Source organism: Variovorax sp. 01N429 (assembly GCF_056399425.1).
On the sequence record NZ_JBFTRG010000033.1, the window covers coordinates 1 to 23,919 of the forward strand.

At 62.5% G+C, this 23,919-nt stretch carries 24 protein-coding genes and 1 rRNA gene; 12 read left to right on the top strand and 13 right to left on the bottom strand.

All coding sequences use genetic code 11. The annotated features are described in order from the left end of the window. Window positions 1-85, top strand: a 5S ribosomal RNA gene (gene rrf / locus AC1DSF_RS29775); the annotation flags it as partial. 422 nt (window positions 86-507) lie between these two features. Then, window positions 508-1,185: an esterase/lipase family protein gene (locus AC1DSF_RS29780; RefSeq protein WP_478128929.1), complete on the top strand. Its 678-nt coding sequence runs from the start codon at window positions 508-510 to the stop codon at window positions 1,183-1,185. 102 nt (window positions 1,186-1,287) lie between these two features. Here AC1DSF_RS29780 and AC1DSF_RS29785 read toward each other — a convergent pair whose 3' ends face one another. Both AC1DSF_RS29785 and hppD read right to left on the bottom strand, forming a co-directional pair. After that, window positions 1,288-2,121, bottom strand: a complete 834-nt coding sequence (locus tag AC1DSF_RS29785; RefSeq protein WP_478128930.1) for a transporter substrate-binding domain-containing protein — start codon at window positions 2,119-2,121, stop codon at window positions 1,288-1,290. Between the two features lie 27 nt (window positions 2,122-2,148). After that, entirely contained in the window at window positions 2,149-3,276 is a 1,128-nt protein-coding gene (gene hppD / locus AC1DSF_RS29790; RefSeq protein WP_478128950.1) for a 4-hydroxyphenylpyruvate dioxygenase, read from the bottom strand. A gap of 154 nt (window positions 3,277-3,430) precedes the next feature. On the opposite strand from hppD, the gene AC1DSF_RS29795 reads away from it, so the two are divergent. The 4 genes from AC1DSF_RS29795 to lnt all read left to right on the top strand — a co-directional run bounded on the left by AC1DSF_RS29795 (window position 3,431) and on the right by lnt (window position 7,267). Further along, window positions 3,431-3,904, top strand: a complete 474-nt coding sequence (locus AC1DSF_RS29795) for an Lrp/AsnC family transcriptional regulator (RefSeq protein ID WP_478128931.1) — start codon at window positions 3,431-3,433, stop codon at window positions 3,902-3,904. 105 nt (window positions 3,905-4,009) lie between these two features. Further along, the gene (locus tag AC1DSF_RS29800; RefSeq protein WP_478128932.1) at window positions 4,010-4,735 is read left to right on the top strand and encodes an N-acetyltransferase family protein; all 726 of its coding nucleotides are present in this window, start codon (window positions 4,010-4,012) and stop codon (window positions 4,733-4,735) included. An 82-nt stretch (window positions 4,736-4,817) separates the two neighbouring features. Further along, the gene (locus AC1DSF_RS29805) at window positions 4,818-5,696 is read left to right on the top strand and encodes an HlyC/CorC family transporter (RefSeq protein WP_478128933.1); all 879 of its coding nucleotides are present in this window, start codon (window positions 4,818-4,820) and stop codon (window positions 5,694-5,696) included. Continuing rightward, entirely contained in the window at window positions 5,693-7,267 is a 1,575-nt protein-coding gene (gene lnt, locus AC1DSF_RS29810; protein ID WP_478128934.1) for an apolipoprotein N-acyltransferase, read from the top strand. The genes AC1DSF_RS29805 and lnt overlap by 4 nt, the downstream gene beginning before the upstream one ends. On the opposite strand, the gene AC1DSF_RS29815 is transcribed toward lnt, so the two are convergent. The 7 genes from AC1DSF_RS29815 to AC1DSF_RS29845 form a co-directional block, all read right to left on the bottom strand. Beyond that, window positions 7,257-8,615, bottom strand: coding sequence for an FAD-binding oxidoreductase (locus AC1DSF_RS29815; RefSeq protein WP_478128935.1), 1,359 nt, complete (start codon window positions 8,613-8,615; stop codon window positions 7,257-7,259). The genes lnt and AC1DSF_RS29815 overlap by 11 nt on opposite strands. Before the next feature lie 6 nt (window positions 8,616-8,621). Then, a complete protein-coding gene (locus AC1DSF_RS29820) occupies window positions 8,622-9,452 on the bottom strand; it encodes an ABC transporter permease (protein WP_478128936.1) in 831 nt (276 codons plus the stop codon). 68 nt (window positions 9,453-9,520) lie between these two features. Then, window positions 9,521-10,354 (bottom strand): ABC transporter ATP-binding protein, encoded by an 834-nt coding sequence (locus AC1DSF_RS29825; protein WP_478128937.1) that lies wholly within the window; start codon window positions 10,352-10,354, stop codon window positions 9,521-9,523. 37 nt (window positions 10,355-10,391) lie between these two features. Continuing rightward, the gene (locus tag AC1DSF_RS29830) at window positions 10,392-11,387 is read right to left on the bottom strand and encodes an ABC transporter substrate-binding protein (protein WP_478128938.1); all 996 of its coding nucleotides are present in this window, start codon (window positions 11,385-11,387) and stop codon (window positions 10,392-10,394) included. A gap of 61 nt (window positions 11,388-11,448) precedes the next feature. After that, complete coding sequence (locus tag AC1DSF_RS29835) at window positions 11,449-12,324, bottom strand: creatininase family protein (protein ID WP_478128939.1); 876 nt, start codon at window positions 12,322-12,324, stop codon at window positions 11,449-11,451. 47 nt (window positions 12,325-12,371) lie between these two features. Next, window positions 12,372-12,959, bottom strand: a complete 588-nt coding sequence (locus AC1DSF_RS29840; RefSeq protein ID WP_478128940.1) for an NAD(P)H-dependent oxidoreductase — start codon at window positions 12,957-12,959, stop codon at window positions 12,372-12,374. A 123-nt stretch (window positions 12,960-13,082) separates the two neighbouring features. Beyond that, window positions 13,083-13,733 carry a TetR family transcriptional regulator C-terminal domain-containing protein gene (locus AC1DSF_RS29845; protein ID WP_478183979.1) on the bottom strand — a complete coding sequence of 217 codons (651 nt, stop codon included), beginning with the start codon at window positions 13,731-13,733 and terminating at the stop codon, window positions 13,083-13,085. A 216-nt stretch (window positions 13,734-13,949) separates the two neighbouring features. Here AC1DSF_RS29845 and AC1DSF_RS29850 point away from each other — a divergent pair, with 216 nt between their 5' ends. Then, complete coding sequence (locus tag AC1DSF_RS29850; protein WP_478128942.1) at window positions 13,950-15,020, top strand: type II asparaginase; 1,071 nt, start codon at window positions 13,950-13,952, stop codon at window positions 15,018-15,020. A gap of 119 nt (window positions 15,021-15,139) precedes the next feature. Here AC1DSF_RS29850 and AC1DSF_RS29855 read toward each other — a convergent pair whose 3' ends face one another. Then, a complete protein-coding gene (locus AC1DSF_RS29855) occupies window positions 15,140-15,523 on the bottom strand; it encodes an energy transducer TonB (protein ID WP_478128943.1) in 384 nt (127 codons plus the stop codon). A gap of 108 nt (window positions 15,524-15,631) precedes the next feature. Between AC1DSF_RS29855 and glyQ the strand changes: the two genes are divergently transcribed. From glyQ to AC1DSF_RS29880, 5 genes are read left to right on the top strand one after another with little or no spacing between them, the layout of a single operon-like run. Then, complete coding sequence (glyQ, locus tag AC1DSF_RS29860; protein WP_478128944.1) at window positions 15,632-16,537, top strand: glycine--tRNA ligase subunit alpha; 906 nt, start codon at window positions 15,632-15,634, stop codon at window positions 16,535-16,537. 3 nt (window positions 16,538-16,540) lie between these two features. Continuing rightward, the gene (gene glyS, locus AC1DSF_RS29865) at window positions 16,541-18,682 is read left to right on the top strand and encodes a glycine--tRNA ligase subunit beta (protein ID WP_478128945.1); all 2,142 of its coding nucleotides are present in this window, start codon (window positions 16,541-16,543) and stop codon (window positions 18,680-18,682) included. 29 nt (window positions 18,683-18,711) lie between these two features. Continuing rightward, window positions 18,712-19,287, top strand: a complete 576-nt coding sequence (gene gmhB, locus AC1DSF_RS29870; protein ID WP_478128946.1) for a D-glycero-beta-D-manno-heptose 1,7-bisphosphate 7-phosphatase — start codon at window positions 18,712-18,714, stop codon at window positions 19,285-19,287. Then, a complete protein-coding gene (locus AC1DSF_RS29875; protein WP_478128947.1) occupies window positions 19,287-20,057 on the top strand; it encodes a lysophospholipid acyltransferase family protein in 771 nt (256 codons plus the stop codon). The genes gmhB and AC1DSF_RS29875 overlap by 1 nt, the downstream gene beginning before the upstream one ends. Window positions 20,058-20,073: 16 nt before the next feature. Further along, window positions 20,074-20,940 carry a M48 family metallopeptidase gene (locus tag AC1DSF_RS29880; protein WP_478128948.1) on the top strand — a complete coding sequence of 289 codons (867 nt, stop codon included), beginning with the start codon at window positions 20,074-20,076 and terminating at the stop codon, window positions 20,938-20,940. Between the two features lie 7 nt (window positions 20,941-20,947). On the opposite strand, the gene AC1DSF_RS29885 is transcribed toward AC1DSF_RS29880, so the two are convergent. From AC1DSF_RS29885 to AC1DSF_RS29895, 3 genes are all read right to left on the bottom strand, one after another. Beyond that, window positions 20,948-21,280: a hypothetical protein gene (locus tag AC1DSF_RS29885; RefSeq protein ID WP_478183976.1), complete on the bottom strand. Its 333-nt coding sequence runs from the start codon at window positions 21,278-21,280 to the stop codon at window positions 20,948-20,950. A 387-nt stretch (window positions 21,281-21,667) separates the two neighbouring features. After that, window positions 21,668-22,744, bottom strand: coding sequence for an RES family NAD+ phosphorylase (locus AC1DSF_RS29890; RefSeq protein ID WP_478183977.1), 1,077 nt, complete (start codon window positions 22,742-22,744; stop codon window positions 21,668-21,670). A gap of 18 nt (window positions 22,745-22,762) precedes the next feature. Beyond that, window positions 22,763-23,284 carry a hypothetical protein gene (locus AC1DSF_RS29895; RefSeq protein ID WP_478183978.1) on the bottom strand — a complete coding sequence of 174 codons (522 nt, stop codon included), beginning with the start codon at window positions 23,282-23,284 and terminating at the stop codon, window positions 22,763-22,765. Between the last annotated feature and the right edge of the window lie 635 nt (window positions 23,285-23,919).

Below are 23,919 nucleotides of genomic sequence, written 5' to 3' on the forward strand. Positions count from 1 at the left end.
TCCCTCCCATCCCGAACAGGACAGTGAAACGCCTCAGCGCCGATGATAGTGCGGGTTCCCGTGTGAAAGTAGGTCATCGTCAGGCTCTTACAGCCCCAAAAAGCCCAGCCCTCTCAGGCTGGGCTTTTTGCGTTCCGCGCCCTCCCATCACCTTCAATCCCCTCGCCTCCATTCAGATAGGAGGCAATTCGCGGACCCGGCCATGCCTGTGGAAGTCCATCACGCGGAGACTTTGCGCTGCCGGCAGGCCAAGGCCTAACGGGGCGATGCTCGCTCCACAGTTGCGCATGCGATAGTTGCGCCATGATTGCTCGTCTACAGCGTCGATTGATATTGAGTTGGCTTGCGATCGCAATCTTATGGCCGAGCTTTTGGTGGTCGCACTCACCCGCCGTCGCTGTCACTGGCCTATGTGCCTTGCTTTTTGGCCATGCATGCTTTCTTGCCGTCGAATTCGTCACGAGCTATCGTATGGGGGCTAACGATCCAGTTCCTCGAGCCTCAGTGATGCAATATTTGCTCGCTTGGATTGCAGAGTGCTGGGCAGCGCCTCGCGTCTTTTGCTGGCAACAGCCCTTTCGTTCGCGAGCGATCCCGGACAACCTCAGCCCGGACACGCGGTGCGGTGCTGTCCTGATCCACGGATTCGTCTGCAACCGTGGCTTGTGGAATCCGTGGTTGAACCAGCTGCAAAAGACTGGGCATGTTTTCGTTGCCGTTGATCTTGCGCCCGCGTTCGGCTCAATCGACAACTATGCAAAGATCTTGGATGACGCAATTGCTCGAGTGACGGCCGCTACCGGCCGCTCGCCGCTCCTGATCTGCCATAGCATGGGCGGCCTTGCCGCACGCGCTTGGCTACGACAGGCCGACGGCGCACGTGTCTCTCGCATTGTCACGATAGCTACGCCGCATCAAGGCACCTGGCTCGCACGTTTCGGACGCACGGCGAACGGTCGGGAAATGCGTATCGGCGGCGACTGGCTGAAGAAGATCGACTGCGAACGAACAGGCCCGCGACATGTGCCGTTCACGTGTTGGTATTCCAACAGCGACAACATCGTCTTTCCGACATCAGTGGCTACGCTGTCCGGAGCCGACAACCGCCTCGTTGCCGGGTGTGGACATGTTGAGATGGCCTTCAACGACCGAGTGAGGCGCGAAACGCTGGCTTTGCTCGATTGAGCCTTGAGACCACGGATGCTCAGAGTCAGACTTGTGACTCGATTGGCGCCAGCGAGGCGGCAACCCGTCTCGCTCACGGATCAATTCGAATCCACGACGGCGCTACTTAAGCCAGCGATCCTCGACGCGCTGAAAATCACCCCCCGCAACCGAAAGATGCAGCCATTGGTCGACATAGGCTTTGAAGGCCACGTCATCGCGCGGGAGCATCCACGCCATTTCTCCGTATTGCAGCGGCTTGTAGGGATTGATGGCGCACAGCCCGGGCTTGAGCTTCTGTTGCGTGATGGCCTCGGCTGACTCTGTCACGAACACATCAGCTCGATTAGCAAGAATCTCGTCGAAGATCGTCACGTTCTCGCCGTGTGCCGTGAGCTGCGCGCGCTTGAAATTTTGGCGCGCGAACCGTTCGTTGCTACCGCCCGGATTGAAGATCACCTTCACTGTGGGCTGGTCGATCTGGGCAATGGTCTGGTACTTGGCCTTGTCCGCGCAACGTGCGACCGGGGTCTTCCCGTTGACCATGTAAGGCGCGCTGAAGAAGGCGCGCTTTTGACGATCGGTCGTCACCGAGACACCCCCCACCGCAATGTCGCATTTTCCGGCCGCCAAATCGGGCAACAGGTTTGCCCAGGTCGTCTTAATCCACTCCGGATTGGCGCCCAGACTCTTGCTGAATGCCGTCACCAAGTCGATGTCGATTCCCTCGTAGCTTGAGTCCGTCTTCTGGAAGCTGAAAGGTTTGTAGTCACCGGGAGTGCAAACGCGGACAACACCGGCCTTCTGGACCGCATCGAGGCGTGAGGCCGCCGAACCCTGTGGATGAGGCGATATCGCACAGCCTCCCAACGTCAACGTCAACGTCAACGTCAACGTCAACGTCAACGCCGCAGCCAAGGTCCAGAGGCATGGTCGAACTGAAGACGTTGGCCGCATGCGAAGCTCTCCTGAAGAAAGAAGCGCCTATTGTGCGGCGGCAAGCACGCCGCGCCGCATCTGGTCGAGTTCAATGCTTTCGAACAACGCCTTGAAATTCCCCTCGCCGAAACCGTCGTCGCCCTTCCGCTGGATGAATTCGAAGAAGATGGGCCCTAGTTGGTTTTCGCTGAAGATCTGCAACAACAGCGCGCCCTTCTTGCCGTCGATCAGGATCTTGCGCTGCTTCAAGGCGGCGACATCTTCGCCGTGGCCGGGGATCCGCTTGTCGACCAGTTCGTAATAGGTGTCGATGGTGTCCAGGAGCTTGACGCCCGAGGCACGCAACGCGTCGACTGAGCCCGGCAGATCGCGCGAGCCCATTGCAATGTGCTGGATACCCTCGCCGCGATAGCTGTCCAGGTACTCCTGGATCTGGCCGGCCTTTTCATTGCCTTCCTCGTTGATTGGAATGCGGATTTTGCCGCACGGGCTCGTCATGGCTTTGCTCTTCACGCCAGTGACTTGACCTTCGATGTCGAAATAGCGGATCTCGCGGAAATTGAACAGGCGCTCGTAAAAGTCGGCCCATTCCTTCAGCCGCCCACGATGCACGTTGTGGGTGAGGTGGTCGATATATGTGAGGCCATGGCCTTCAGGCGCGAGCGCCTCGACCGCACTCAAACCCGGAAGCGCCTCGAAGTCCACGTCATAGAACCCGATGTTGCCGATGTCGCCGGGCTGTGCGCCGTTCTTGCCGCGCCAGCGATCAACGAAATAGATCAGGCTGTCCCCAATTCCCTTGATGGCGGGGATGTTCAGTTCGCCGGGGCCAGCGCCTGGTGCGAAACCCCAAGCTCCAAGTGAAATGGCGCGCTCGTAGGCCGCTTTCGCATCTTGGACCCGGAACGCAATCGCGCAGATGCTCGGCCCGTGCTGGCGAGCGAAGCGCTGAGCAAATGAATCAGGCTCTGAATTGACGATGAAGTTGATCGTGCCTTGGCGATACAGAAGCACATTCTTGTGGCGATGCTTGGCAATGGGGCGAAAACCCATCTGCTCGAAGACCTTGCCCATGGCCACAGGATCGGGGGCGGCATACTCGATGAATTCAAACCCGTCGGTACCCATTGGGTTTTCCCAGGGCGTGAAAGCGGTAGATTCGGCGGTGCTCATGGCGCTGTCTCCGGATGGTTCGGGGGAAAAGGTCAGTGTCTCGCCGCAGTTTCGCTGCGTCCGTTTGGAACTGTAAGAGTGCGAGCCATCATGATTCCGGCGTTTCTGCGCCTGTTTGCCGGCTTTGGCGCAGAAATCCTGCAAAAATGTGCGGATGGACGCATTGGACAAGATAGATAGGCGCATTTTGCTCACCCTGCAGAGTGATGGGCGCGCCACTTACGACCAACTCGCCGAGCAGGTCAGCCTTTCTTCCAGCGCTGTGCTGCGGCGGGTCAAGCGCCTTGAAGAGGCTCACGTCATCGATCGCTACGTCGCGCTCGTCAGACCCGAGGCCGTGGGTCTCGGATTGACCGCATACCTGAATGTCCGTCTAGAGAAACACACCGAGAGCCATAAGCGAAATCCGATGGATTTGTTTCGGGCGAGCGTGCAGACCTGGCCCGAAGTGGTGGAGTGCGCCGCGTTGACGGGCGACATGGACTATCTCCTGCGGGTGCTCGTAGCAGACATGGCTCACTACAGCCGTTTCATCATGGACACGCTGCTGAAGCATCCAAGCGTTCAGGACTGCAAGACAAGCTTTGTGCTTGATCGGGTCAAGGCAACAACGGCAGTGCCCGTGTAGCGGTAAGCGAACGCTCGCTTAGCGGCGATTGGTATTTGTTCACCAATGACACCCGCTTTCGGCGTGGCACCTTGTTGATCTAGGGAAAACCCTTATATTTGAGCAATGCTTACCGCTAAGGTCCTCCTCAAAGCCGTGTTCGGCCTCGGCTCGCTTATGAAGGTGTCGATGGTCGAGACGCACTCGCCGGCGACCGCGCCGGCTCCCGTCATGGTGCCGATCCGTTCGATCGGCCCGCGCGAACGCGGTCGAATCGCTCAGCACTTGCTTTCTCTCGGCCAGCACGATCGCTATTTACGCTTTGGCTATCCAGCATCCGACGAACAGATTCAGCGCTATGTCAATGGCTTGGATTTCCAGCGCGACGAACTCTTCGGCATCTACAACCGGCGCCTGGATTTGATTGCCATGGCACATCTCGCGTTTTCGCCCCCTGGACAGCAGCAGGACTGCGCTGAATTCGGCGTTTCGGTTGCCGAACACGCGCGGGGCCGTGGCTACGGCGCGCGGTTGTTCGAACGTGCGGTCGTAGCCGCGCGCAACGAAGGCGTCGGCATGCTGTTCATCCATGCACTGAGCGAGAACGCCGCGATGCTCAAGATCGCGCGCAATGCGGGCGCGACCGTCGTGCGAAGCGGTTCGGAGTCCGAGGCGCACCTGCAACTGCCGCCCGCCACCCTTGACAGCCGCATGAGCGAAATCGCCCTGCAGCAGTACGCCCAGGTCGACTTTCAGCTCAAGACCCGCGCCAAACAGTTCTGGGCCTTCCTGGCCGAACTGCAGGCGATCCGAATCGGCGGGCGCGACGAGCGCGAGCGGTCCTCTCGTTGACATTGAGCACCGGCGGCCGCTCCCTTGGGTCGGGCGGCGGCTTTCCGTTATCCTTGCTGTTCCCCAACTCTGCCCTCCTGCAGTGGCCGATCCACACCCTGAACGCGCGCCCGCCGAACGCGAAGACAAGCGCAGCTTTTTCCAGAAGCTCGTCGAATTCATCAATCCCGGGCCCGACTCGCGCGACGAGCTGATCGAAACGCTCGCTGACGCTGAGGACAACGACGTCATCGGCGCCGAATCGCGCGTGATGCTCGAAGGCGTGATTCGGATGGCCGACATGACGGCCGGAGACGTCATGGTAGCGGCGCCTCGCATGGACCTCGTGAACATCGACGCTCCATACGACACCCTGCTGCATCTGGTCATCGACACGGCCCATTCGCGCTTTCCTGTCTACGAGGGCGAGAAAGAAAACATCATCGGCATCCTTCTGGCGAAGGACCTGCTCAAGCTGCAGCGCGCACCCGGCCTTAACATCCGTGCGCTACTGCGTCCTCCGACCTTCGTGCCTGAGAGCAAGGGTCTGAACGATCTGCTGCGCGAGTTCCGCGGGAATCGGAATCACCTCGCCGTTGTCATCGATGAATTCGGCCGGGTCGCCGGATTGATCACCATCGAGGACGTTCTCGAACAGATCGTGGGCGAGATCGAGGACGAGTTCGATATTCCCGAAGACGAAGGCGATATCTTCGGCCTTGCGGATCACACTTATCGAGTCTCCGGCGACACGCCGATCGAGCGCGTGGCAGAAGCCTTCGGCCTCACATTCGACGACAAGACGCAGAGCGAGGACTTCGACACGATCGGTGGGCTCATCGCGCACGAGATGGGCCATGTGCCCAAGCGCGGCGAGCACTACGCCCTCGGGGGCTTCGACTTTGTTGTTCTGCACACCAAAGGCGGCGCGGTGCGCTGGTTCAAGGTCTCGCCCAAGCGCGGCGAAGACGCCGCCGATTGAAAACGCCGGTTCGCGCGCTCGGCTTCGCGCTTGCGGGGCTTGCCCAAGCAGCCTCCATTGCCGCGCCATGGAGCGGGGAGCCGCAGTGGTGGCTTCAGCTCATTTCTTTGGCCGCATTGGTGTGGCTGTTGGATGCGCTTCGTCCGGCCCACGGCCGAGACTACGCCTGGCGCACTGGTGCGGCCTACGGGTGGTTGTTCTCGACCGCATGGCTCTGCGGCACATTCTGGTGGCTCTTCATTTCGATGCACACCTATGGCGGGCTCGCTGCGCCGCTTGCCGCGACGGCCGTGTTCGCGCTTTCGGCCGCACTGGCGCTCTATTACGTGTTGGCGTGCGCGCTCTTCGTGGCGTTCGCTCCAAAGAATCCACTGGGGGCCGCGGCGTTCTTCTCCGCGATGTGGACCCTCGCGGAATTGCTGCGCGGCAGTTGGTTCACTGGCTTTCCATGGGGCGCTGGCGGCTATGCGCACGTCGATGGCCCGCTGGCCGTCTATGCACCGTGGATCGGCGTGTACGGCATCGGCGCGATTGCCGCCGCCATCGCTGCGCTCACCGCGTTGGCCATTCGCCGTACCCGCGGGCGGCTCTTCGCTGTATCGGCCGGTGTCGTGCTGGCCCTGCTCTGCGGTCCAGCACTGGTCCAACTGGCGCGCGGCGAATCCGCCGATGATGGCAGCCGCTCGCATGGGCATCTCAGACTCGCGCTGCTGCAGGGAAACATTCCCCAGGACGAGAAGTTCGTGCCTGGCGGCGGCGTGGCCACGGCGTTGCGGTGGTACGGCGATCAGTTGCAGCACACCACAGCGCCTTTGGTGATCACGCCCGAAACCGCGCTCCCGCTCTTGCCCTCGCAGATGCCCCCAGGTTATCTCGAGGCGATCGCATCACGGTATGCGAGTGGCGATCAGGCCGCCATAGTGGGGCTCCCGCTGGGGGACGGCACCACATATAGCAATTCGGTGATCGCCTTCCGCCCTGGCGATACGAAGCCCTATCGCTACGACAAACATCACCTCGTGCCTTTCGGCGAGTTCATTCCGGGCCTCTTCCGCTGGTTCACCGACATGATGAACATCCCGTTGGGTGACTTCCAAAGCGGTGGACTCGCGCAGGCCCCCTTCATGTGGCAGGGTCAGCGCATCGCGCCCAACATCTGCTACGAAGACCTGTTCGGCGATGAGATCGGCGCCAACTTCCGCAACGAAGCCGATGCACCCACCATTTTGCTCAACGTGAGCAACATCGCGTGGTTCGGTGATTCGATCGCCATCGACCAGCATCTGGCGATCTCCCGAATGCGTGCGCTCGAATTCCAGCGGCCGATGGTGCGGGCGACCAACACGGGCGCGACGGCCATCATCGATCACCACGGCCGCGTGACGCACCAGTTGCCACGGTTGACGCGCGGCGTGCTGGAGGCCGAAGTCGAGGGCCGCGTCGGCCGCACGCCTTACGCCATCTGGGTTTCGCGCTTCGGCCTCTGGCCGTTGTGGGGCCTGGCGCTGTTAGTCACGATCGGCACGCTGGTCGTGCGTCGTCGCGGCCGGGAGCGTGACTTCAAGGCCTGACGGGCCAATCGCGCAGCTTTCCCGGGTTCAGCAAGCCCAGCGGATCGAAGCGCTTTTTCATCTCGATGATCTCTGGCGGCAAAGCGCCGCCCGCCTTTCCGTCCTCGACGATGTAGACGTGCGGATTGTTGACCCGCACACCGCGCTCGCGATGCATGCGGATGATTTCATCGAGACGTTCTTCCGTGCTGAAGCGCACGAGCTGCAATGCGCTGCAGGTGATTCGTCCGTCGAGACCGCGCAAAAACTCGACATGCATCAGTACTTCGCCGGCAAACAACTGCTCCATCGCGGTGACCTGCTGCACGTGTTGGCCCGGCACGAAGCTGCTTTGCAGGTAAGTCAGTGTCTTGTCGACCTTGAGCGCATGAAGCGTCGTGTGATTCCACGTGAACTCCATCAAGGTGCGGTTGCTCTTGCGCACTTCTTCGGCGGTCTTTCGGTAGCTCATCTCGCCGCCGAGTGCACCCACGAGTTCGCGCAGCGGTTGCTCGGACGATTCGGCAACCAGCGAAAGGACGGTGTGGCAACCCTTCGGAAGATGCCCGGCGAGTTGCGCGAGATGGTCGGGCACCGGGCTCGCGAAGAAGGCCACTTCACGCTTGATGATGCCCGGCGCATGCGCGAGCGCATCCGCGAAGCCCAAAGCCTTGTCGAACGATTCGAAGACCACGAGGCTTTCGAGCCACGGGTGTGCCGGTGCGAGCGCCACTTCCAGTTCGAGCACCAGCCCGTTCGTGCCCCAAAGGTGATGCATGCGCATGGCCTCCGCGCCCCGCAACTCGATGACCTGGGGCTCGGCCTCGATGGTCATCGCCCGCAGGCCCAGCACATTGCCTGGGGCGCCGAGTGGCCCGTAATTGATCGAGCCCACGCCGCCGAAGCCACCGCCGAACAGGCCGCCCAGGGTTGCGCTGCGATAGGTGGATGGGATGCAGCGTAATTCTTGCCCCGAGAGCTTCGTGTGCTTCTCGAGTTCGCCAAGCCGGATGCCGGATTGCGCGCGAGCGACACCCGGCTGCACCCATTGGATGGCGTTGTAGCTCGTCATGTCGAGCACCACGCCGCCCGCCAGAGGTGTGGTCTGCCCATAGTTGCCGGTGCCGCTTCCGCGGATGGTGATCGGCACGCCAAGGCGGGCGCAGGCGCTGACGAGCGAGCGAATTTCATCCTCGGTGCGCGGGCGAGCGACGGCGTCGGCGCGCTTGTCCTTCAGCTGCCGATTGAGCACGGGGCTGAACCAGGCGAAGTCTTGCGACAGCCGCGCGATGCGGCTCGGGTCCGTGATCCAGTCCAGCTCGGGGAGTTCGAGGTGCAGTCGCTCGATCGAGGTCATGGGGGCGTTCATCGAGAGTCAATCCTGGGAAAGTTCGCTGGCGTGCCAGGAGCCGAGCGCCAGCTTGGTGAGCCAGGCCATCAGCACGAAGAGTGCGACGCCGGTCAGTGAAATTAGCAGCAAAGCCGCGAACATGCGCGGGATGTTGAGCTGGAAGCCCGACTGCAGGATCTGGTAGGCAAGGCCCGCACCCTGTCCCCCTGTGCCCGCGACGAACTCCGCCACCACCGCGCCGATGAGCGCGAGGCCGCTCGAGATGCGCAAGCCGCCGAAGAAGTAGGGCAACGCACTCGGGATGCGAAGCCGCACCAGCTGCTGCCATCGCGTGGCGCGATTCAGCTTGAAATAGCTCTGCAGATCGGGCTCGATACTGCGCAGCCCGAGCGTGGTGTTGCTGATGATCGGAAACAGCGCCACCAGCGCGGCGCACACCACCATCGCCGCTGTCGGGTTCTTGACCCAGATGATGATGAGCGGGGCCACCGCGACGATCGGCGTCACCTGCAGGAGCACCGCATACGGAAAGAGGGCGGTCTCGATCAATTTGCTTTGCACGAAGAGAAAAGAGATCAGCACGCCCGCGATCGTTGCGGCGGCGAAGGACAGCACGGTGATCTTGAGCGTGACCAGCAGCGCCATACCCAATGGCACCCAGTCGGTGACCAGGGTTTGCATCATCAGGTAGGGTGACGGCACCAGATAGGGCGGCAGATCCATCGCGGTGACCAGGCTTTGCCAGATGGCGACCAGCACCACGCCGACCAGCAGCGGATACATGACGCGCTGGACTCGCGGCTGGTGCAGCAGCGGCGTTCGTCTGGCGGCGCGCTGAATCGATGCTTTCGGCATGGGGCGCGTGCTTGCGGACGCGGGGGGTACGGTGGATGCGGTGGGGGATGCAGGGGCCAATGCGCTCATCACGTCACCTCATGGGAAGCACTGCTCGCCCGCAGCAGGCTGTCCTGCAGCTTCCTGGCGTAGCGACTGAATTGCGGCGACACCATGAAGTCGGCGGCGCGCGGATAGGGCTCGTCGATGTGGAATTCCTCCACCACGCGGCCCGGCCGCGCTGCCATCATGATCACGCGCGACGAGAGAAACACGGCCTCATGGATCGAGTGGGTGACAAAGATCACCGTCAACCTCTTCTCGCGCCAAAGGTCGAGCAGTTCGGCGTCCAGCTTGTGTCGCGTGATCTCGTCCAGCGCGCCGAAGGGCTCGTCCATCAATAGCAGGTCGGGCCGAGTCACCAGCCCGCGAGCGATCGACACGCGCATCTGCATGCCGCCGGAAAGCGCGCGCGGCAATGCGGTGGCGAACTTGTCGAGCCCGACCAGTTCGAGCGCTTCCGACACGCGCGCGTCGCCCTCTTTGCGGGGCACACCGGCGAGGTCGAGCGGCAGCCGCACATTGGTGCGCACGCTGGCCCAAGGCATCAGCGTGGGCGACTGGAAGACAAACGCCATCCTGCGCCCGCTGTCATCGATGTGCGCCACGGGCTTGCGCCAGACGCGCAGTCGGCCGTCGGTCGGCTCGAGCATCCCGGCCACCATCTTCAGCAGCGTGCTCTTGCCGCAGCCCGACGGACCGAGCAGCGTGACGAATTCGCCTTCGCCGATGGTCAGGTCGACAGGCAGCAACGCCTGCGTGCCGTTCGGATAAGTCTTCTCGGCCGACAGGATCTCGACAGCGGGAATCGATGTCGCGCGCTGGATCGGCAGCGCGTAGTCGGCGGATTCGGATGGAGTCATGCAAAGCCTTTCGAGGGAGACCAAGGCCTCCGGTGTTTCAGGGCAGGACCTTGGCGTCCTTCACGAACTCGGTGGTGTAGGTCTTGGCGATATCGACCTTTGCCGGGTCGAGCAGCTTGGAAGCGACCAGGAAGTCGTAGCTCGCCTTGGTACGTGCGTCGGTGATCACGCCGATGCCTTGCGTGACCGCATCGCCGCCGGTGACCATGCCCATTTCCTTGAGCTTGCCCACGCTGTAGGCCAGTTGGTCGTCGGTCATGTTGGGGTTGTCCTTCTTGATCAGCGCATTGGCCGGCGCCGGATCGTTGAGGTAGCTCTTCCAGCCCTCTGCCGAAGCCTTGACGAACGCGGCGATCTGCTTGTTGCGCTCCTTGACCGTCTTGTCCATGCACGACACGGTGGTGGCATACGAGGGGAAGCCGAAGTCGCTGAACATCAGCACCGTGCTCTTCACGCCGGCCTTCTGGATCGCGTAGGGCTCGGAGGTGAGATAGCCCTGCTGCGCTGCGTTCTTGTCCGCGACAAAGGGCTGGATGTTGAAGGTGTAAGGCCGCGTCTGTTCATCCGTGAAGCCGAACTTCGCCTTCAGCCACGGCCAGTACCCCCGATTGGCCTGCGCGCCGATAAGCAGCGTCTTGCCCTTCAGGTCTTCGAACTTCTTGACGTCGTCGTGGGCGATCAAGACCTGCGGATCCTTCTGGAAGAAGGCCGCGACGTTCACCACGGGCACGCCGCCTTCGCGCACCTGCATCATCTGGATGTCGCTCGATCCCATGATGCAATCGGCCTGGCCGGCAGCCATCATCTGCGTGATGTTGACTTGCGGTCCGCCCATCTTGATGGTCACGTCCAGGCCGTACTTCTTGTAGATGCCCAGCGCAACCGCTTGATAGAAGCCGCCGTGCTCGGCCTGCGCGTACCAGTTGGTCATGTAGACGAACTTGTCTTCCGCATGGGCGGGAGCAGTCGCAACAACGGCAAGCGCGGCTGCGGCGGCGAGACGACCGAGGATGGGAGCGATGTGTTGGCGCATGGTGAAGACTTTCGGATGGATGGAAGAGGAAGTTGCGGCGGATCGATGCAAGGAGCGCGCCTCAGTCCGTGATGCCTGACAACGCCTGCCTGGTCTGGATGAAACCCTGTTCATGGCCGCGCCCCCAGGTGGGCTCGTCGCGCACCACCCATTGCAGTGCGTACAACTCCGTCAGCGCTTGAACCCAGCTGTCGGCCAGGGTGTCCAGGATCTCTTCGCCTTGTTCGCGCGTCGCGCTGGTCGGGTCGCCGATCACGCCGCTGGGGCCGAAATCACGCGCTGTCCAGGCACAGGCGGGCCGGCCATCGGGCGACAGCAGCTTGATCGGAAAAGGCGGCGGAAAGTTGGGCGCCGCATATTCCATGTGCACCGTGTCGGGCGCGAGCGCGAGCATCAGTGCCGTCTCGGAGTGGCCGGCGTGCATGGCCAGGCGCTTTTCCTGCTCGCTGACTTGCTTGCTCGCCGCGCTCGGCAGCCTTGACACGCCGTGCGGCACGACGACGAAATCGCCATGGCGAAGCCGCAGTTCGCGCGCTGCCATCTCGAGCACCTGCGGCTGGCCGCCGTGACCATTGGCGAACAGCAGCTTTCGAAAGCCCGAGCGATACACCGACTCGCCGATCTCGATCACTGTCGACAGCAGCGTGGTGCCGGTCAACGTCATCGTGCCGGGGAAGTGCAGATGCTCCTCCGACTTGCCGTAGGTGATGGTCGGCAATGCAAACGCTCGCACTTCGGCCGGAAGGCGTTCGAGCGCTTTGCCCATCACGCCCGAGGAAATGACGCTGTCGACCGAGCAGGGCAAGTGCGGGCCGTGCTGCTCGATCGCGCCACAAGGCAGCACGATCACCGTGTTTTCGCGATCGGGCAGCGCGTCGATTTCGGTCCAGCTGAGATAGGGCAGGAAGCGATGAGGCGGGATGTAGCCGTGGAGCATGGTGGGTCCTGTGAGGCAAAGCGGCAAATTGGGAGTCGTGAAGGCGATCAGGCGAACCGCGCCATCGCCCGTCCGACGCGGTACATGAAGCGCTTCAATTGGGATTCGGTCGCCACATTCATGTGGTAGTGAGCGTGGTAGTCGACGCGCGCCTGCTTGCCGGTCAGGCGGCGCATGTAGCGCGTCACGATCTTGCGTGGCGGGTCCCCCATGTACCAGGCGACCCAGCGCGGGCGGCCGTAGGTGACGACGGCGGAGATGCGCTGGATGTGCGTCAGCATCGGCTTCACGTTGGCCGGGTCGCTCAGGTCGAAGGCCACGCCGGGCATGAAGAGGCGATCGAAGTAGCCCTTGAGCATGGCCGGCAGTCCGAAGCACCAGGTCGGAAAGCAGAACACGATGGCCTGCGCCCACTGCAGCCGCTCGACGTACGGCTTCAGCGGAAGCTGGTTGCTCGGTACATCGTGATAGCCGAGGCGCTCCTCGCGCGAGAGCACGGGATCGAAACCTTCGGCGTACAAATCGCAGTCGTCCACCTCATGGCCCGCGGCGCGCAGGTTGCGAAGCACCTCTTCATGCAGCGCCGCATGGAAGCTGGTTTCGACGGGATGGCAATAGACGACGAGCACTCGCATGGTGTGTTGACCGCTTAATCAGAGCAAGTGGTCAGGTTATGCAAGCGACGTGCCAAATCCTGCGCACCAAATGCGGGACGTCTCCGTCAGTGGGTTTTCACCGCCCCGAGGCCGGAGCCCGACTCAAGGCGTCTTGATTCCGCAGCCGAGGGTCACGAAGGCGACCAGTTCTCGCGCGATCGGCTCGCGATCGATCGGCGCATCGGACGGCAGGCCCAGCATCACGCGCGTCTGCAGTGCGTAGTCGGCATAGCTCTGAGTCATGGCCCAGATGTGCATCAGGAGCAGGCGCGCATCCATCGGCCGCATCAGTCCGCGCGCGATCCAGCCATTGATGACGTCGACCTTCTTTTGTGTCCAGGCGCGCGCGTTCGGCCAGTAGCGTTCCAAGTTGTGGCCGCCATCGAGCACTTCGCGCGTGAAGATGCGCGAGATCTCCGGGTTGTCGAAGGCATGGTCGAGCTTCTTGCGGATGTAGTCGGCCAGCACCGCGCCGGGATCGCCCGCGCGATCTTCGAATGAAAAGACCACCTTCCAGTCGTGCAGCACCTGCATCAGGAGCTCTTCGTAGAGTTCTTCCTTGCCGGGGATGTAGTAGTGCAGCTGCGGCTTGGTCAGCCCGGCGCGCGCCGCGATTGCCTGCGTTGAGGCGCCCTTGAGACCGTGAAGGCTGAATTCGGCAATGGCCGCCGCGCGGATCGCCGCCATGATGCGCTCCCGCCCAGGACGTGCCCGTGCCCGCGCCCGAGCCAGGGGGCCGTTCGGCGCCGGCATCTGGTCGGACACGGAAACGGAGGTGTCGGTCGTCATCGCGCTTGAAACGAAGGATGTCGCCGGCGATGGTAGCGCTTGCCCGAAACCGGTCGCAGTCGCATGCTTCGTGACGCTCGCATGACGGCATGCGTGCTTGGCATTGAGCGGCTGCGCCGTTGGTGTGCGCTTTGGATATCGTCTCGCCGCTTCATCGCACAACCATCAACAGGAGTTCCTATGTACTTCGCCTCCAGATTCCGTGCTTTCGCGGGCGCGGCTGCGCTGCTCGCTGCCAGCGCCATCGCGCACGCGCAGACGGCCTTGCCCAACGTCGTGATCCTTGCAACCGGCGGCACCATCGCCGGCGCCGGTGCGTCGGCGGCCAACAGCGCCACCTACTCGGCGGCCAAAGTGCCAGTCGACAAGCTCATCGCAGGGCTGCCCGAGATTTCCAAGGTGGCGAATGTGCGCGGCGAGCAGGTGTTCCAGGTGGCCTCCGAAAGCCTGACCAACGACAACCTGCTGACCCTCGCCAAGCGCGTGTCGGCGCTGTCCAAGCAGGCCGACGTCGACGGCATCGTGATCACCCACGGCACCGACACGCTCGAAGAAACCGCCTATTTCCTGAGCCTGACGGTGCACACCGCCAAGCCGATCATCGTCGTCGGCTCGATGCGTCCGGGAACCGCGCTGTCAGCCGACGGCGCGCTGAACCTGTTCGATGCAGTGAATGTCGCCGCCAGCAAGGATGCAGTCGGCAAGGGCGTCCTGGTGACCATGAACGACGAGATCCAGAGTGGCCGCGACGTCAGCAAGACGGTCAACATCAAGACGGAAGCCTTCAAGAGCCAGTGGGGTCCGCTCGGGATGATCGTGGAGGGCCGCAATTACTGGTTCCGTGCGCCGGTGAAGCGCCACACCATGCAGTCCGAGTTCGACATCGACAGCATCACCGCGCTGCCGCCGGTGGAGATTGCCTATGGCTACCAGAGCGTTCCGTCGACGGCCATCGACGCGCTTTCCAAGAGCGGCATCAAGGCATTGGTCTATGCCGGTACGGGCAATGGATCGGTGGCCGATCGTCTCGTGCCCGTCCTCCAGAAGGTGCGCGGCGACGGCATCATCGTGATCCGCAGTTCGCGGGTGCCGGACGGCTTCGTGCTGCGCAACGCCGAGCAGCCCGACGACAAGTACGACTGGGTCGTCGCGCACGACCTGCGCCCCGGCAAGGCGCGGATTCTCGCGATGGTCGCCTTGACGAAGACCAGCGACACCAAGGAACTGCAGCGGATCTTCTGGGAGTATTGATACACCCCCAGGCTCGCGCACTTCGTGTCGCTCTCCACCCCCTTGCAGGGGGCGATACCGGCAGACCGGCGGAGCCGGATCTGCGGTATCTCTGGTAGCCCGCCTGGAGACGGTCGTGGTTAGTCCGTGGTTGCCTGCGGGGGAGGGGCGGTGATGAAAAAGCGGATGGGTACTTCGCGCCAGACTACGGTGCCGTCGTCCGCGGTGGGTTTGAACTGCCACTTCCAGACTGTCTCGACGGCGGAGCGATCGAGGCGGTCGGAGCCGCTCGACTGCTTGACCTCGACGGCTGCCGGGCGGCCCGCGGGCGTCGTCCGCACGTGCAGGAGCACCATGCCCTGTTCGCCCTTCATGCGGGATTCGGCCGGATAGGGCGCGCTGGGATTGGGCGGGTTGGGTGCCCATTCGCCGGGTTGCGCTCTTGGCGAGGCGCACGCCACCAGCAGCGCCGCGGTTGCGCCCGCGATGAGTATCTTCGCGGTTTGCCCATGCTGACGATTCATCGGATCTCCTGTTCTTCAATCCGCAGCATGCTAGCGACACGAACCAATAAAATGATCGGTTCGCCGCGTCGGCGGGCTCTTTGCCCTCCTGCGGCCCTCAGGCCCAACATGCTGACTTTTCAACAAATCATTCTCAAGCTTCAGGCCTACTGGGCCGACCAGGGTTGCGCGCTGCTGCAGCCTTACGACATGGAGGTTGGCGCAGGCACTTCGCATACGGCCACCTTTCTTCGCGCGCTCGGGCCGGAGCCGTGGAAGGCAGCGTATGTGCAGCCGAGCCGCCGACCCAAGGACGGCCGCTACGGCGAGAACCCGAACCGCCTGCAGCACTACTACCAATGCCAGGTGGTGCTGAAGCCGGCGCCGAGCAACATCCTCGAGCTCTATTTGGGTTCACTCGAAGCTCTCGGATTCGACCTGAAGAAGAACGACATCCGCTTCGTCGAGGACGATTGGGAAAACCCCACCCTCGGCGCCTGGGGGCTCGGCTGGGAGGTTTGGCTCAACGGCATGGAGGTGACCCAGTTCACCTATTTCCAGCAGGTCGGCGGCATCGATTGCCGGCCCATCACCGGCGAGATCACATACGGGCTCGAACGCCTCGCGATGTACCTGCAGGGCGTGGACAACATCTACAACCTGACCTGGACCGACGGGCTCACCTACGGCGACGTCTACAAGCAGAACGAGGTCGAGCAGTCGACCTACAACTTCGAGCAGAGCGACGCCGACTTCCTCTTCGTCGCCTTTGCCGCGCATGAAAAGCAGGCCAAGCACCTGATGGAAGAAAGGCTCGCGCTGCCGGCCTACGAGCAGGTGCTCAAGGCGGCACACAGTTTCAACCTGCTGGACGCGCGCGGCGCGATCAGCGTGACCGAACGCGCGGCCTACATCGGCCGCATCCGCAATCTCGCGCGCAGCGTCGCGCAGAGCTACTACGATAGCCGCGAGCGGCTCGGGTTTCCCATGGCGCCGCGCGAGTGGGTCGCACAGATCTCGAAGAAGGCGGCCTGAGCGATGACCATCAAGAACAACCTGCTCGTCGAACTCTTCGTCGAGGAACTCCCGCCCAAGGCGCTCAAGAAGCTGGGCGATGCCTTTGCCTCGGTGTTGCGCGATCAACTCGTCGCCGCGGGCCTGGCGGACGCCGGCTCGGTGCTCACGCCTTACGCATCGCCGCGGCGGCTTGCCGCGCATCTGACGAACGTGTTCTCGCAGGCTGCCGACAAGGCGGTCTCGCAGAAGCTCATGCCGGTGGCGGTCGGTCTCGATGCCGGGGCCAAGCCGACGCCGGCGCTGCTGAAGCGGCTTGCAGCGCTCGGTGCCGACGCGAGTGCGGTGCCCGAGTTGCGGCGCGCGATGGACGGCAAGGCCGAGGCGCTCTTCTTCGAAAGCACCGCCAAGGGCGCGACCCTCGCCGAAGGCCTGCAGAAGGCGCTCGCCGAAGCCATCGCCAAGCTGCCGATTCCGAAGGTCATGAGCTATCAGCTCGAAACCGGCTGCGAACTCCCCGGCTGGACCAGCGTGAGCTTCGTGCGTCCGGCGCACGGTCTGGTGGCATTGCACGGCGATGCGGTCGTGCCGGTCGAGGCGCTGGGGCTGAAGGCCGGGCGCGAGACGCACGGCCACCGTTTCGAAGCGACCGTCGATCCGATCGCCCTGCGCGACGCCAACAGCTATGCCGAGCAGTTGATGGAAGGCGGGGCGGTCATCCCCGGCTTCGAGGCGCGCCGCTTCGAGATCGCACGTCAACTCGCCGAAGCGGCCGTGAAGGTCGGCGGCGGCACACAGCCGATTCATGACGACGCGCTGCTCGATGAAGTCACGGCATTGGTCGAGCGGCCGAATATACTGGTGTGCGAATTCGAGCGCGAGTTCCTCGACGTGCCGCAGGAATGCCTCATCCTCACGATGAAGGCCAACCAGAAGTACTTTCCGCTGCTCGATGCTGCCGGCCGCCTGACGAACAAGTTCCTCGTCGTCAGCAACATCCGCCCCGAAGATCCGAGCGCAGTCATCGGAGGCAACGAGCGCGTGGTGCGCCCGCGGCTGGCCGACGCCAAGTTCTTCTATGACCAGGACCGCAAGAAGTCGCTGGCTTCACGCGTCGAGTCGCTCGGCAAGGTGGTCTATCACAACAAGCTCGGCACGCAGGGAGAGCGGGTGCGGCGCGTGATGGCGATCGCGCGCCTCATTGGCGAGCAGTTGGGCGCCGCTTCCGGCGATGCCAAGCTGGCCGCACATGCCGTGCAGGCGGCGCAACTCGCCAAGGCCGACCTGGTGACCGATATGGTCGGCGAATTCCCCGAGCTGCAAGGCACGATGGGCCGCTACTACGCGCTCCACGATGGCCTGGACGCGACCGTCGCCGACGCGATCGAAGACCACTACAAGCCGCGTTTCGCCGGCGACTCGTTGCCGCGCGACACGGTCGGCGTCGCCGTCGCGCTGGCGGACAAGCTCGAAACGCTGGTCGGCATGTTCGGCATCGGCAGTCTGCCCACCGGCGACCGCGATCCTTTTGCGCTGCGCCGCCATGCCCTGGGCGTCGTCCGGATGCTGATCGAGCGTTCGCTTCCGCTGCGGTTCCATGAGCTCACGCGCCAGGCTTTCGGCGTCTTCGCGCCCGGCGTCCTGGAAGACCGGAGCGTCGAGCTCGACGAGTTCCTGATCGAACGGCTGAAGAGCTATTTCAAGGACGAAGGCTACTCGGCGGTGGAGATCGACGCCGCGGTCAACGTGCGTGAGCTGGGTGCGTGGGCGACCATTCCGAAGCGGCTCGATGCCGTTCGTGCCTTCGCGTCCTTGCCCGAAGCGCCCGCATTGGCCGCTGCCAACAAGCGCATCGGCAACATCCTCAAGAAGTCGCCCGAAGCCGATGCCCACGTGAGCGAACTGCTCCTGCAGGAGACCGCCGAAAAGGCGTTGCACGCTGCAATGCAGCGCGTGGTGCCGACGGCCAACGCACAGTTCGACCAGGGCGACTACACCGCTTCGCTGCAGACCCTGGCCGCGCTGCGCGATCCAGTAGACGCCTTCTTCGATGGCGTGATGGTGAATGCCGAAGAATCCGACCTGCGGCTCAACCGCCTCGGGCTCCTCATGCTGCTGCATCGCTCTATGAACCGCGTGGCACAACTCGAGAGGCTTGCGGCCTGAAGTCCTGAAGTACCGAAGGGCTGAACATCATGAAACTCGTCATCCTCGATCGAAACGGCAGCCTCAACGAGCATCGCGAGGACTTCGTGAAGAGCGATCTCGAGTGGACGCCGCTGCCTGGCGCGCTCGAAGCCGTCGCGAGGCTCAACCACGCGGGTTGGCACGTCGTGATCGCGTCGAACCAATCGGGTCTCGGGCGCGGGCTGTTCGATGTCGTGTCGCTCAACGCGATGCATGCCAAGATGCACAAGATGCTCGCCGCCGTCGGAGGCCGCGTGGACGCAGTGTTCTATTGCCCGCACAGTCCTGACGAGAACTGCGGTTGCCGCAAGCCCAAGCCCGGGCTCTTTCAGCAGATCGGCGAGCGCTACGGCGTCGACTTGAGCCAGGTCCCGACCGCTGGCGACAGCTTGCGCGACCTGCAGGCCGGCGCGGCGGCAGGGTGCGAACCGCACCTGCTGCTGACCGGCATGGGCGCCGCCTGCCGCGGCGTGCCGCTGCCACCTGAATATCCACCCAACACCCGCGTCCATGAAGATCTCCCGGCCTTCGTCGATTTCCTTCTGGACCGCGAAGAAAAAGCCGCCTTGAAGCTGGCCATCTGATGTATCTGATCCGATCCGTGATCCACGCCCTGTGGATGCTAGTCACCGTGATTCCGTGGGGAATCATCATGTGCGTCAGCTCGCTCTGGAAGCGCGGCATTCCGCTGTACTGGATGGCCGTGCGCTGGCTCAGTTGGGCCATCGGCGGCGCGCGCGTGTTGCTCGGTATTCGCACCCGCGTGACCGGCATGGAAAACCTGCCGACCGATCAGCTCGCCGGCGCCGTGCTCCTGGTCAAGCACCAGTCGACCTACGAGACCTTCCTGATGCCCACGCTGATGCCGCACCCGCTGGCTTTCGTATTCAAGAAAGAGCTGATTTACGTGCCCTTCTTCGGCTGGGCCATGGCGCGTCTGGACATGATCCATATCGATCGAAGCCAACGCACGCAGGCCTTCAACAAGGTCGTCGCGCAGGGCCGCAAGCTGCTCGAGCAAGGCATCTGGATCATCATGTTCCCCGAAGGGACGCGCATTCCGCGCGGCCAGAAGGGCAACTACAAGACCGGCGGCACGCGGCTGGCCTGCGAGACCGGCGTGCCGGTGATCCCCGTCGCGGTGACCTCGGCCAAGGTCTGGCCGCGCAAGGCTTTCATCAAGCGGCCGGGCGTGGTCGACGTGTCGATCGGCCCGGCCATATCGAGCATCGGGCGCCGTCCTGAAGAATTGATGCGCGAGGTTGAAGCGTGGATCGAAGGCGAAATGCGCCGGCTCGATCCGGAGGCCTATGCCGTCGCAGCAGTGGTGGCACCCACTTCCACCACCGCCTGATCCTGGCCGACCGGACATGCGCGCTCTCTTGCAGTTCACGCTGGATCTGTTCGATGTTCCTGCAGTCGATGCGCCGGTGTCGGGCCCTCATCGGCCTGCTGTTCCCCTGGGCGATGCGCTGAGCCCGGCCCGCTTCATCCATCCACGCGCCTCGCGCGAACTGCTTCTTGGCAATGCGCGCGTGGCGTTCGAGTTCACTCGCGGCAAGCGACGCACCATTGGGTTCGTGGTGGGCGCCGAGGGCTTGTCGGTTCGCGCACCGCGCTGGGTGGCTTTGCGCGATGTCGACGCCGCGGTCGTCGAGAAGTCAGACTGGATCCTGCGCAAGCTGGCCGAGACCCAGCAGCGGCAGGAGCGCCTCGAAGCGGCGCGGATCGAGTGGAAAGACGGCGTTTCCTTTCCTTTTCTCGGCGAGCAGGTCGTGGTGCGGCTCGACCCGCATCATGCGTTCGATGGCGTTGGCGCGGTGCTCGATGCGTCGGCGGATCACGGGCCTCGCACCCTGCGCGTATCGCTCGCGAACAACGCGACGCCTGCGCAAATTCGCGATGCGGCGCAAGCGTGGCTGATGCGACAGGCGCGGCGCATCTTCATTGAGCGGCTCGACCATTTCGCACCTCAGCTGGGTGTGCGATGGAACAAGCTCTCGTTATCGAATGCCTCCACCCGTTGGGGCAGCGCCAGTGCCGATGGCGCCATCCGGCTCCACTGGCGGCTCGTGCACTTCAGGATGCCGGTCATCGACTACGTGGTCGCGCACGAGCTGAGCCATCTGCGCGTGATGGACCACAGCCCGCGTTTCTGGGAAACCGTCGAAACCGTGGTGCCCGACTATGAGGTGCTGCGCAGGCAGCTCAAGGAAGAGCCGGTCCCGCGCTGGTGAATGCGCTTCAAATGGATTGAGCCGGCACGCGTTCCGTGGCGAGCAGTGCCATGGTCGCCTTGGCGGTCTGCATTCGGCGCTGGAATTCTGAGTTCACCAAAGCCACAAGAGCTTTCACTTCGAGGTGGCGAACGTGGTTCTCGTCGCTGCGTGAGCCTTGCGCCTGAAGCAAGAGGTCGTGGACGCATGTGGCGGCGCGATAGGCCTCCTGCAATGCGCCGATCTCGGCGGTGGCCTGCTTGGACAGCGCGGCGAGATGGTCTTCGGCTTCGAGAAGAGGGCGCTCGCCAGCGGGGAGAGCGTTTGGGGGGCGCGCGGGCGCGCAAGTAGGGTGGACCATGAGGCCTCCTGAAACTGCGGTTTGCTACAACCGCCGCGCCCGCTGCTAAACGAGGGCGGCGACTCGAACGGGTTAGCAGACCGGGCAGCTCCAGGGAGAACCGGCGAGCCTTGCGGCTCCCCATTCGAGCCGCCAAAAAAGGTGGCACGAACAGCAAAGCCGCAACCTTTGCGCGAATGACTGCGGCTTGCTTCCCTGTATCTGCTTCGGGCTGCTAGACCCGATCACGCCTTTGTTTGACGTGATGGGCGGAGTATAGCGAGGGGGTGGGGCGCATGAGAACCACGTGCTCGGTGGTTTGCGGCCGCATCCACCAGTCATTCAAGAGCAGGTGTGCAGCGAAAGCGGTCTTGCAGACCTCACGCGTGGAACAATGCGCTGCGTGTCTCAATAGGCGACCGGCCCAAAGTGCCCCAAGTATCCGATCTGAGTCAAGATCATTCGATTGATACATCTGACTTCAACGCGCCCTTCTTCAATCGGTCGACCAAAGAGAGCGAAGTTGGGAATCGTATACGCTTTGGCGTAGTGCTCAGCTTGAGGATGAAACTGACGGAGCGATAGGCCATATGCGGTCTCAAAGGGACGGCCGCCAGTGCGAAGTAGGCTGAAATACGAAGGATAAATGACGCCATCGAAGCCGGCGCCTCTCGCTGCTACGGCGATATCACGTGAAATTTCGTATGAATGCGACTTCGCGAGAAAGAGCATGTGTATGGCTAGATCCAAGCTCTCGAACTCGGTGACATCCTCCTTCAGAACCGCTGCCAAATCCAAAAGTCGCAAGTCTTTGACCGACCGCAATGTTGCGACATACATGTCGTCCTCGGCCGTGGCACGGCACTCGTGGATGCAAATGTCGATGTCTTGTGATCCGTACATCACTGCGAAGCCAACGGAATCGAGCCGTCCCTTGCCGACGATATGCGACGGTGGGCTGTCGTATTCGCTCGGCGCGGCAGGTTCCAGCGGGTTCACGCGAACGCGATAGAACAGTTCGTTCTTGGCAAGCTTTCGCTCCGGGTAGTCTTTCAGCACACGCGCGATGATCTGGGGACGTGTCGCTAGCTCTTGCAGTGCCTTTAGCGGCTCGATCTCTCCAAACATCCAAAAGCGGGGGCCGTAGTGGAAGAAGCCGATCTTCCCCGCGTCCTCCAGCAGTTTCATGTCGCCTCGAAGCCATGTCGATGGCGAGACATCGCTTCGGCAGTAATGGCTCTCATTGCACTGAACGCGCGGAGCCGCGCCATAGTCGAAGCGGATAGTCGTCCCACTCACAAAAAAACGATGCGCGATGCGCAATACGTGCTCCTTTGTGAGCTTCCTTCCCTTGGGACTCTTGCAGTTCGGGCACTCGCTCTGATGTTCCGCGCCATGTTTCCACGCATCAATCCGCAGCCCTTCATCGAAGAAGCAATCGGAGCAGAGGAGGTACTGTTCTTGGTTTTCCGATTCGTCGGTCATTTCGAATACATTGATTCACTACCCGCCGAACGGCCCCATAGCTTCGGACAGGTCCAGAGCCTGGATTGAGGTCTCAAACGTCACAGTAGGCAGCACGATTGAGTCTTCCGCACCCAAGACCAGGTTGCCGAGAGCTTCCCAGCTGTACCCCAAAGGAGTTGCCCGATGCACGTGGGCAATGAGACCATCTAAGTAGAAGCGGTACGTAGGGATCGCAATTGGAGTTCCGCCCGGAAGGAACGGATTGGGCGCGAACTTCGTTACCGGAGTCGGGCTCTGATTGTGCATAGCCCCCCTTGTCGACAACTGTGTCAACAGGACTGGGTAGAAAGATAGAGGCGGCTCATCAACGCCAAGAATGGCACTCTTGAGTAACTCCAAATCCTCATCTATCAGATAAATGTCGTTGAACTCTCTCAGAGTACTGGCTGCCGAGCGCCACAAAAGGCTGTGGAAGAAGAGCCGAAGTTTCTTGCTGTCGATACCTTCAACCACTCTAGCCCCGACACCCTCGAAACTAGTCGGAAAATGTCCGTCCAAGCCTACCTCGTCCCCCCATCCGCTCCACACGAGCCTGTGCTGACGAAGCACCGCTATGGCCCAGTTGTCCAAGTCCGATAGATATTTCTCCCCATCCGCTGTCACTAATTCTGGGTCGTACCAACTCGTCCACCGCCGCGTAGGCCGCACGCCGTCACCGTGTTGATACAGCGGACTTCCCGGGCTGGATGGGCGCGTTAATGCCGCTGGAATGATGTGTGAATCGACGAAAGGGCCAGTTTTACCTGTCAATCTGCAGATGCCAAAGGGACGGGTGTGAGTTTTTTTGCTGGGCATTTGATGGAGGTATTCCGGGGCTACGAGTGCATCATGGAGCCTTATCGCGTTTCGCTCTACCATGGCCATGAGCCAGATGCTAGGCTAATGATTGGCAGAACCCGGCCGCCATCGAGCGGTCGTCAGGCCGCGGGTGTTGCTGCCGGCGTGTCGGTTCGGTCAATAGCACTCTTTCGCGGGAGCGTAGGAACGTCTGCAACCAGTCGAGGCCGTGTGAAAACACATTGAATCCGTGGGGGCCGTCGCCTAGATTGAATCAACGCGGCTGACCAGGATGAGCCATGAAGCGATTCATCGAGGGCGAGGACCGAAGCCAGGTCACCTTGCTACCGCAGTGC

Bases quoted from the DNA above. Each gene is read 5' to 3' on its own strand.
- AC1DSF_RS29780 (WP_478128929.1), top strand. From the start codon at position 508: ATGCAATATTTGCTCGCTTGGATTGCAGAGTGCTGGGCAGCGCCTCGC.
- AC1DSF_RS29785 (WP_478128930.1), bottom strand. From the start codon at position 2,121: ATGCGGCCAACGTCTTCAGTTCGACCATGCCTCTGGACCTTGGCTGCG.
- hppD (WP_478128950.1), bottom strand. From the start codon at position 3,276: ATGAGCACCGCCGAATCTACCGCTTTCACGCCCTGGGAAAACCCAATG.
- AC1DSF_RS29795 (WP_478128931.1), top strand. From the start codon at position 3,431: ATGGACGCATTGGACAAGATAGATAGGCGCATTTTGCTCACCCTGCAG.
- AC1DSF_RS29800 (WP_478128932.1), top strand. From the start codon at position 4,010: ATGCTTACCGCTAAGGTCCTCCTCAAAGCCGTGTTCGGCCTCGGCTCG.
- AC1DSF_RS29815 (WP_478128935.1), bottom strand. From the start codon at position 8,615: ATGAACGCCCCCATGACCTCGATCGAGCGACTGCACCTCGAACTCCCC.
- AC1DSF_RS29820 (WP_478128936.1), bottom strand. From the start codon at position 9,452: ATGCCGAAAGCATCGATTCAGCGCGCCGCCAGACGAACGCCGCTGCTG.
- AC1DSF_RS29825 (WP_478128937.1), bottom strand. From the start codon at position 10,354: ATGACTCCATCCGAATCCGCCGACTACGCGCTGCCGATCCAGCGCGCG.
- AC1DSF_RS29830 (WP_478128938.1), bottom strand. From the start codon at position 11,387: ATGCGCCAACACATCGCTCCCATCCTCGGTCGTCTCGCCGCCGCAGCC.
- AC1DSF_RS29835 (WP_478128939.1), bottom strand. From the start codon at position 12,324: ATGCTCCACGGCTACATCCCGCCTCATCGCTTCCTGCCCTATCTCAGC.
- AC1DSF_RS29840 (WP_478128940.1), bottom strand. From the start codon at position 12,959: ATGCGAGTGCTCGTCGTCTATTGCCATCCCGTCGAAACCAGCTTCCAT.
- AC1DSF_RS29845 (WP_478183979.1), bottom strand. From the start codon at position 13,733: ATGCCGGCGCCGAACGGCCCCCTGGCTCGGGCGCGGGCACGGGCACGT.
- AC1DSF_RS29850 (WP_478128942.1), top strand. From the start codon at position 13,950: ATGTACTTCGCCTCCAGATTCCGTGCTTTCGCGGGCGCGGCTGCGCTG.
- AC1DSF_RS29855 (WP_478128943.1), bottom strand. From the start codon at position 15,523: ATGAATCGTCAGCATGGGCAAACCGCGAAGATACTCATCGCGGGCGCA.
- glyQ (WP_478128944.1), top strand. From the start codon at position 15,632: ATGCTGACTTTTCAACAAATCATTCTCAAGCTTCAGGCCTACTGGGCC.
- glyS (WP_478128945.1), top strand. From the start codon at position 16,541: ATGACCATCAAGAACAACCTGCTCGTCGAACTCTTCGTCGAGGAACTC.
- gmhB (WP_478128946.1), top strand. From the start codon at position 18,712: ATGAAACTCGTCATCCTCGATCGAAACGGCAGCCTCAACGAGCATCGC.
- AC1DSF_RS29875 (WP_478128947.1), top strand. From the start codon at position 19,287: ATGTATCTGATCCGATCCGTGATCCACGCCCTGTGGATGCTAGTCACC.
- AC1DSF_RS29880 (WP_478128948.1), top strand. From the start codon at position 20,074: ATGCGCGCTCTCTTGCAGTTCACGCTGGATCTGTTCGATGTTCCTGCA.
- AC1DSF_RS29885 (WP_478183976.1), bottom strand. From the start codon at position 21,280: ATGGTCCACCCTACTTGCGCGCCCGCGCGCCCCCCAAACGCTCTCCCC.
- AC1DSF_RS29890 (WP_478183977.1), bottom strand. From the start codon at position 22,744: ATGACCGACGAATCGGAAAACCAAGAACAGTACCTCCTCTGCTCCGAT.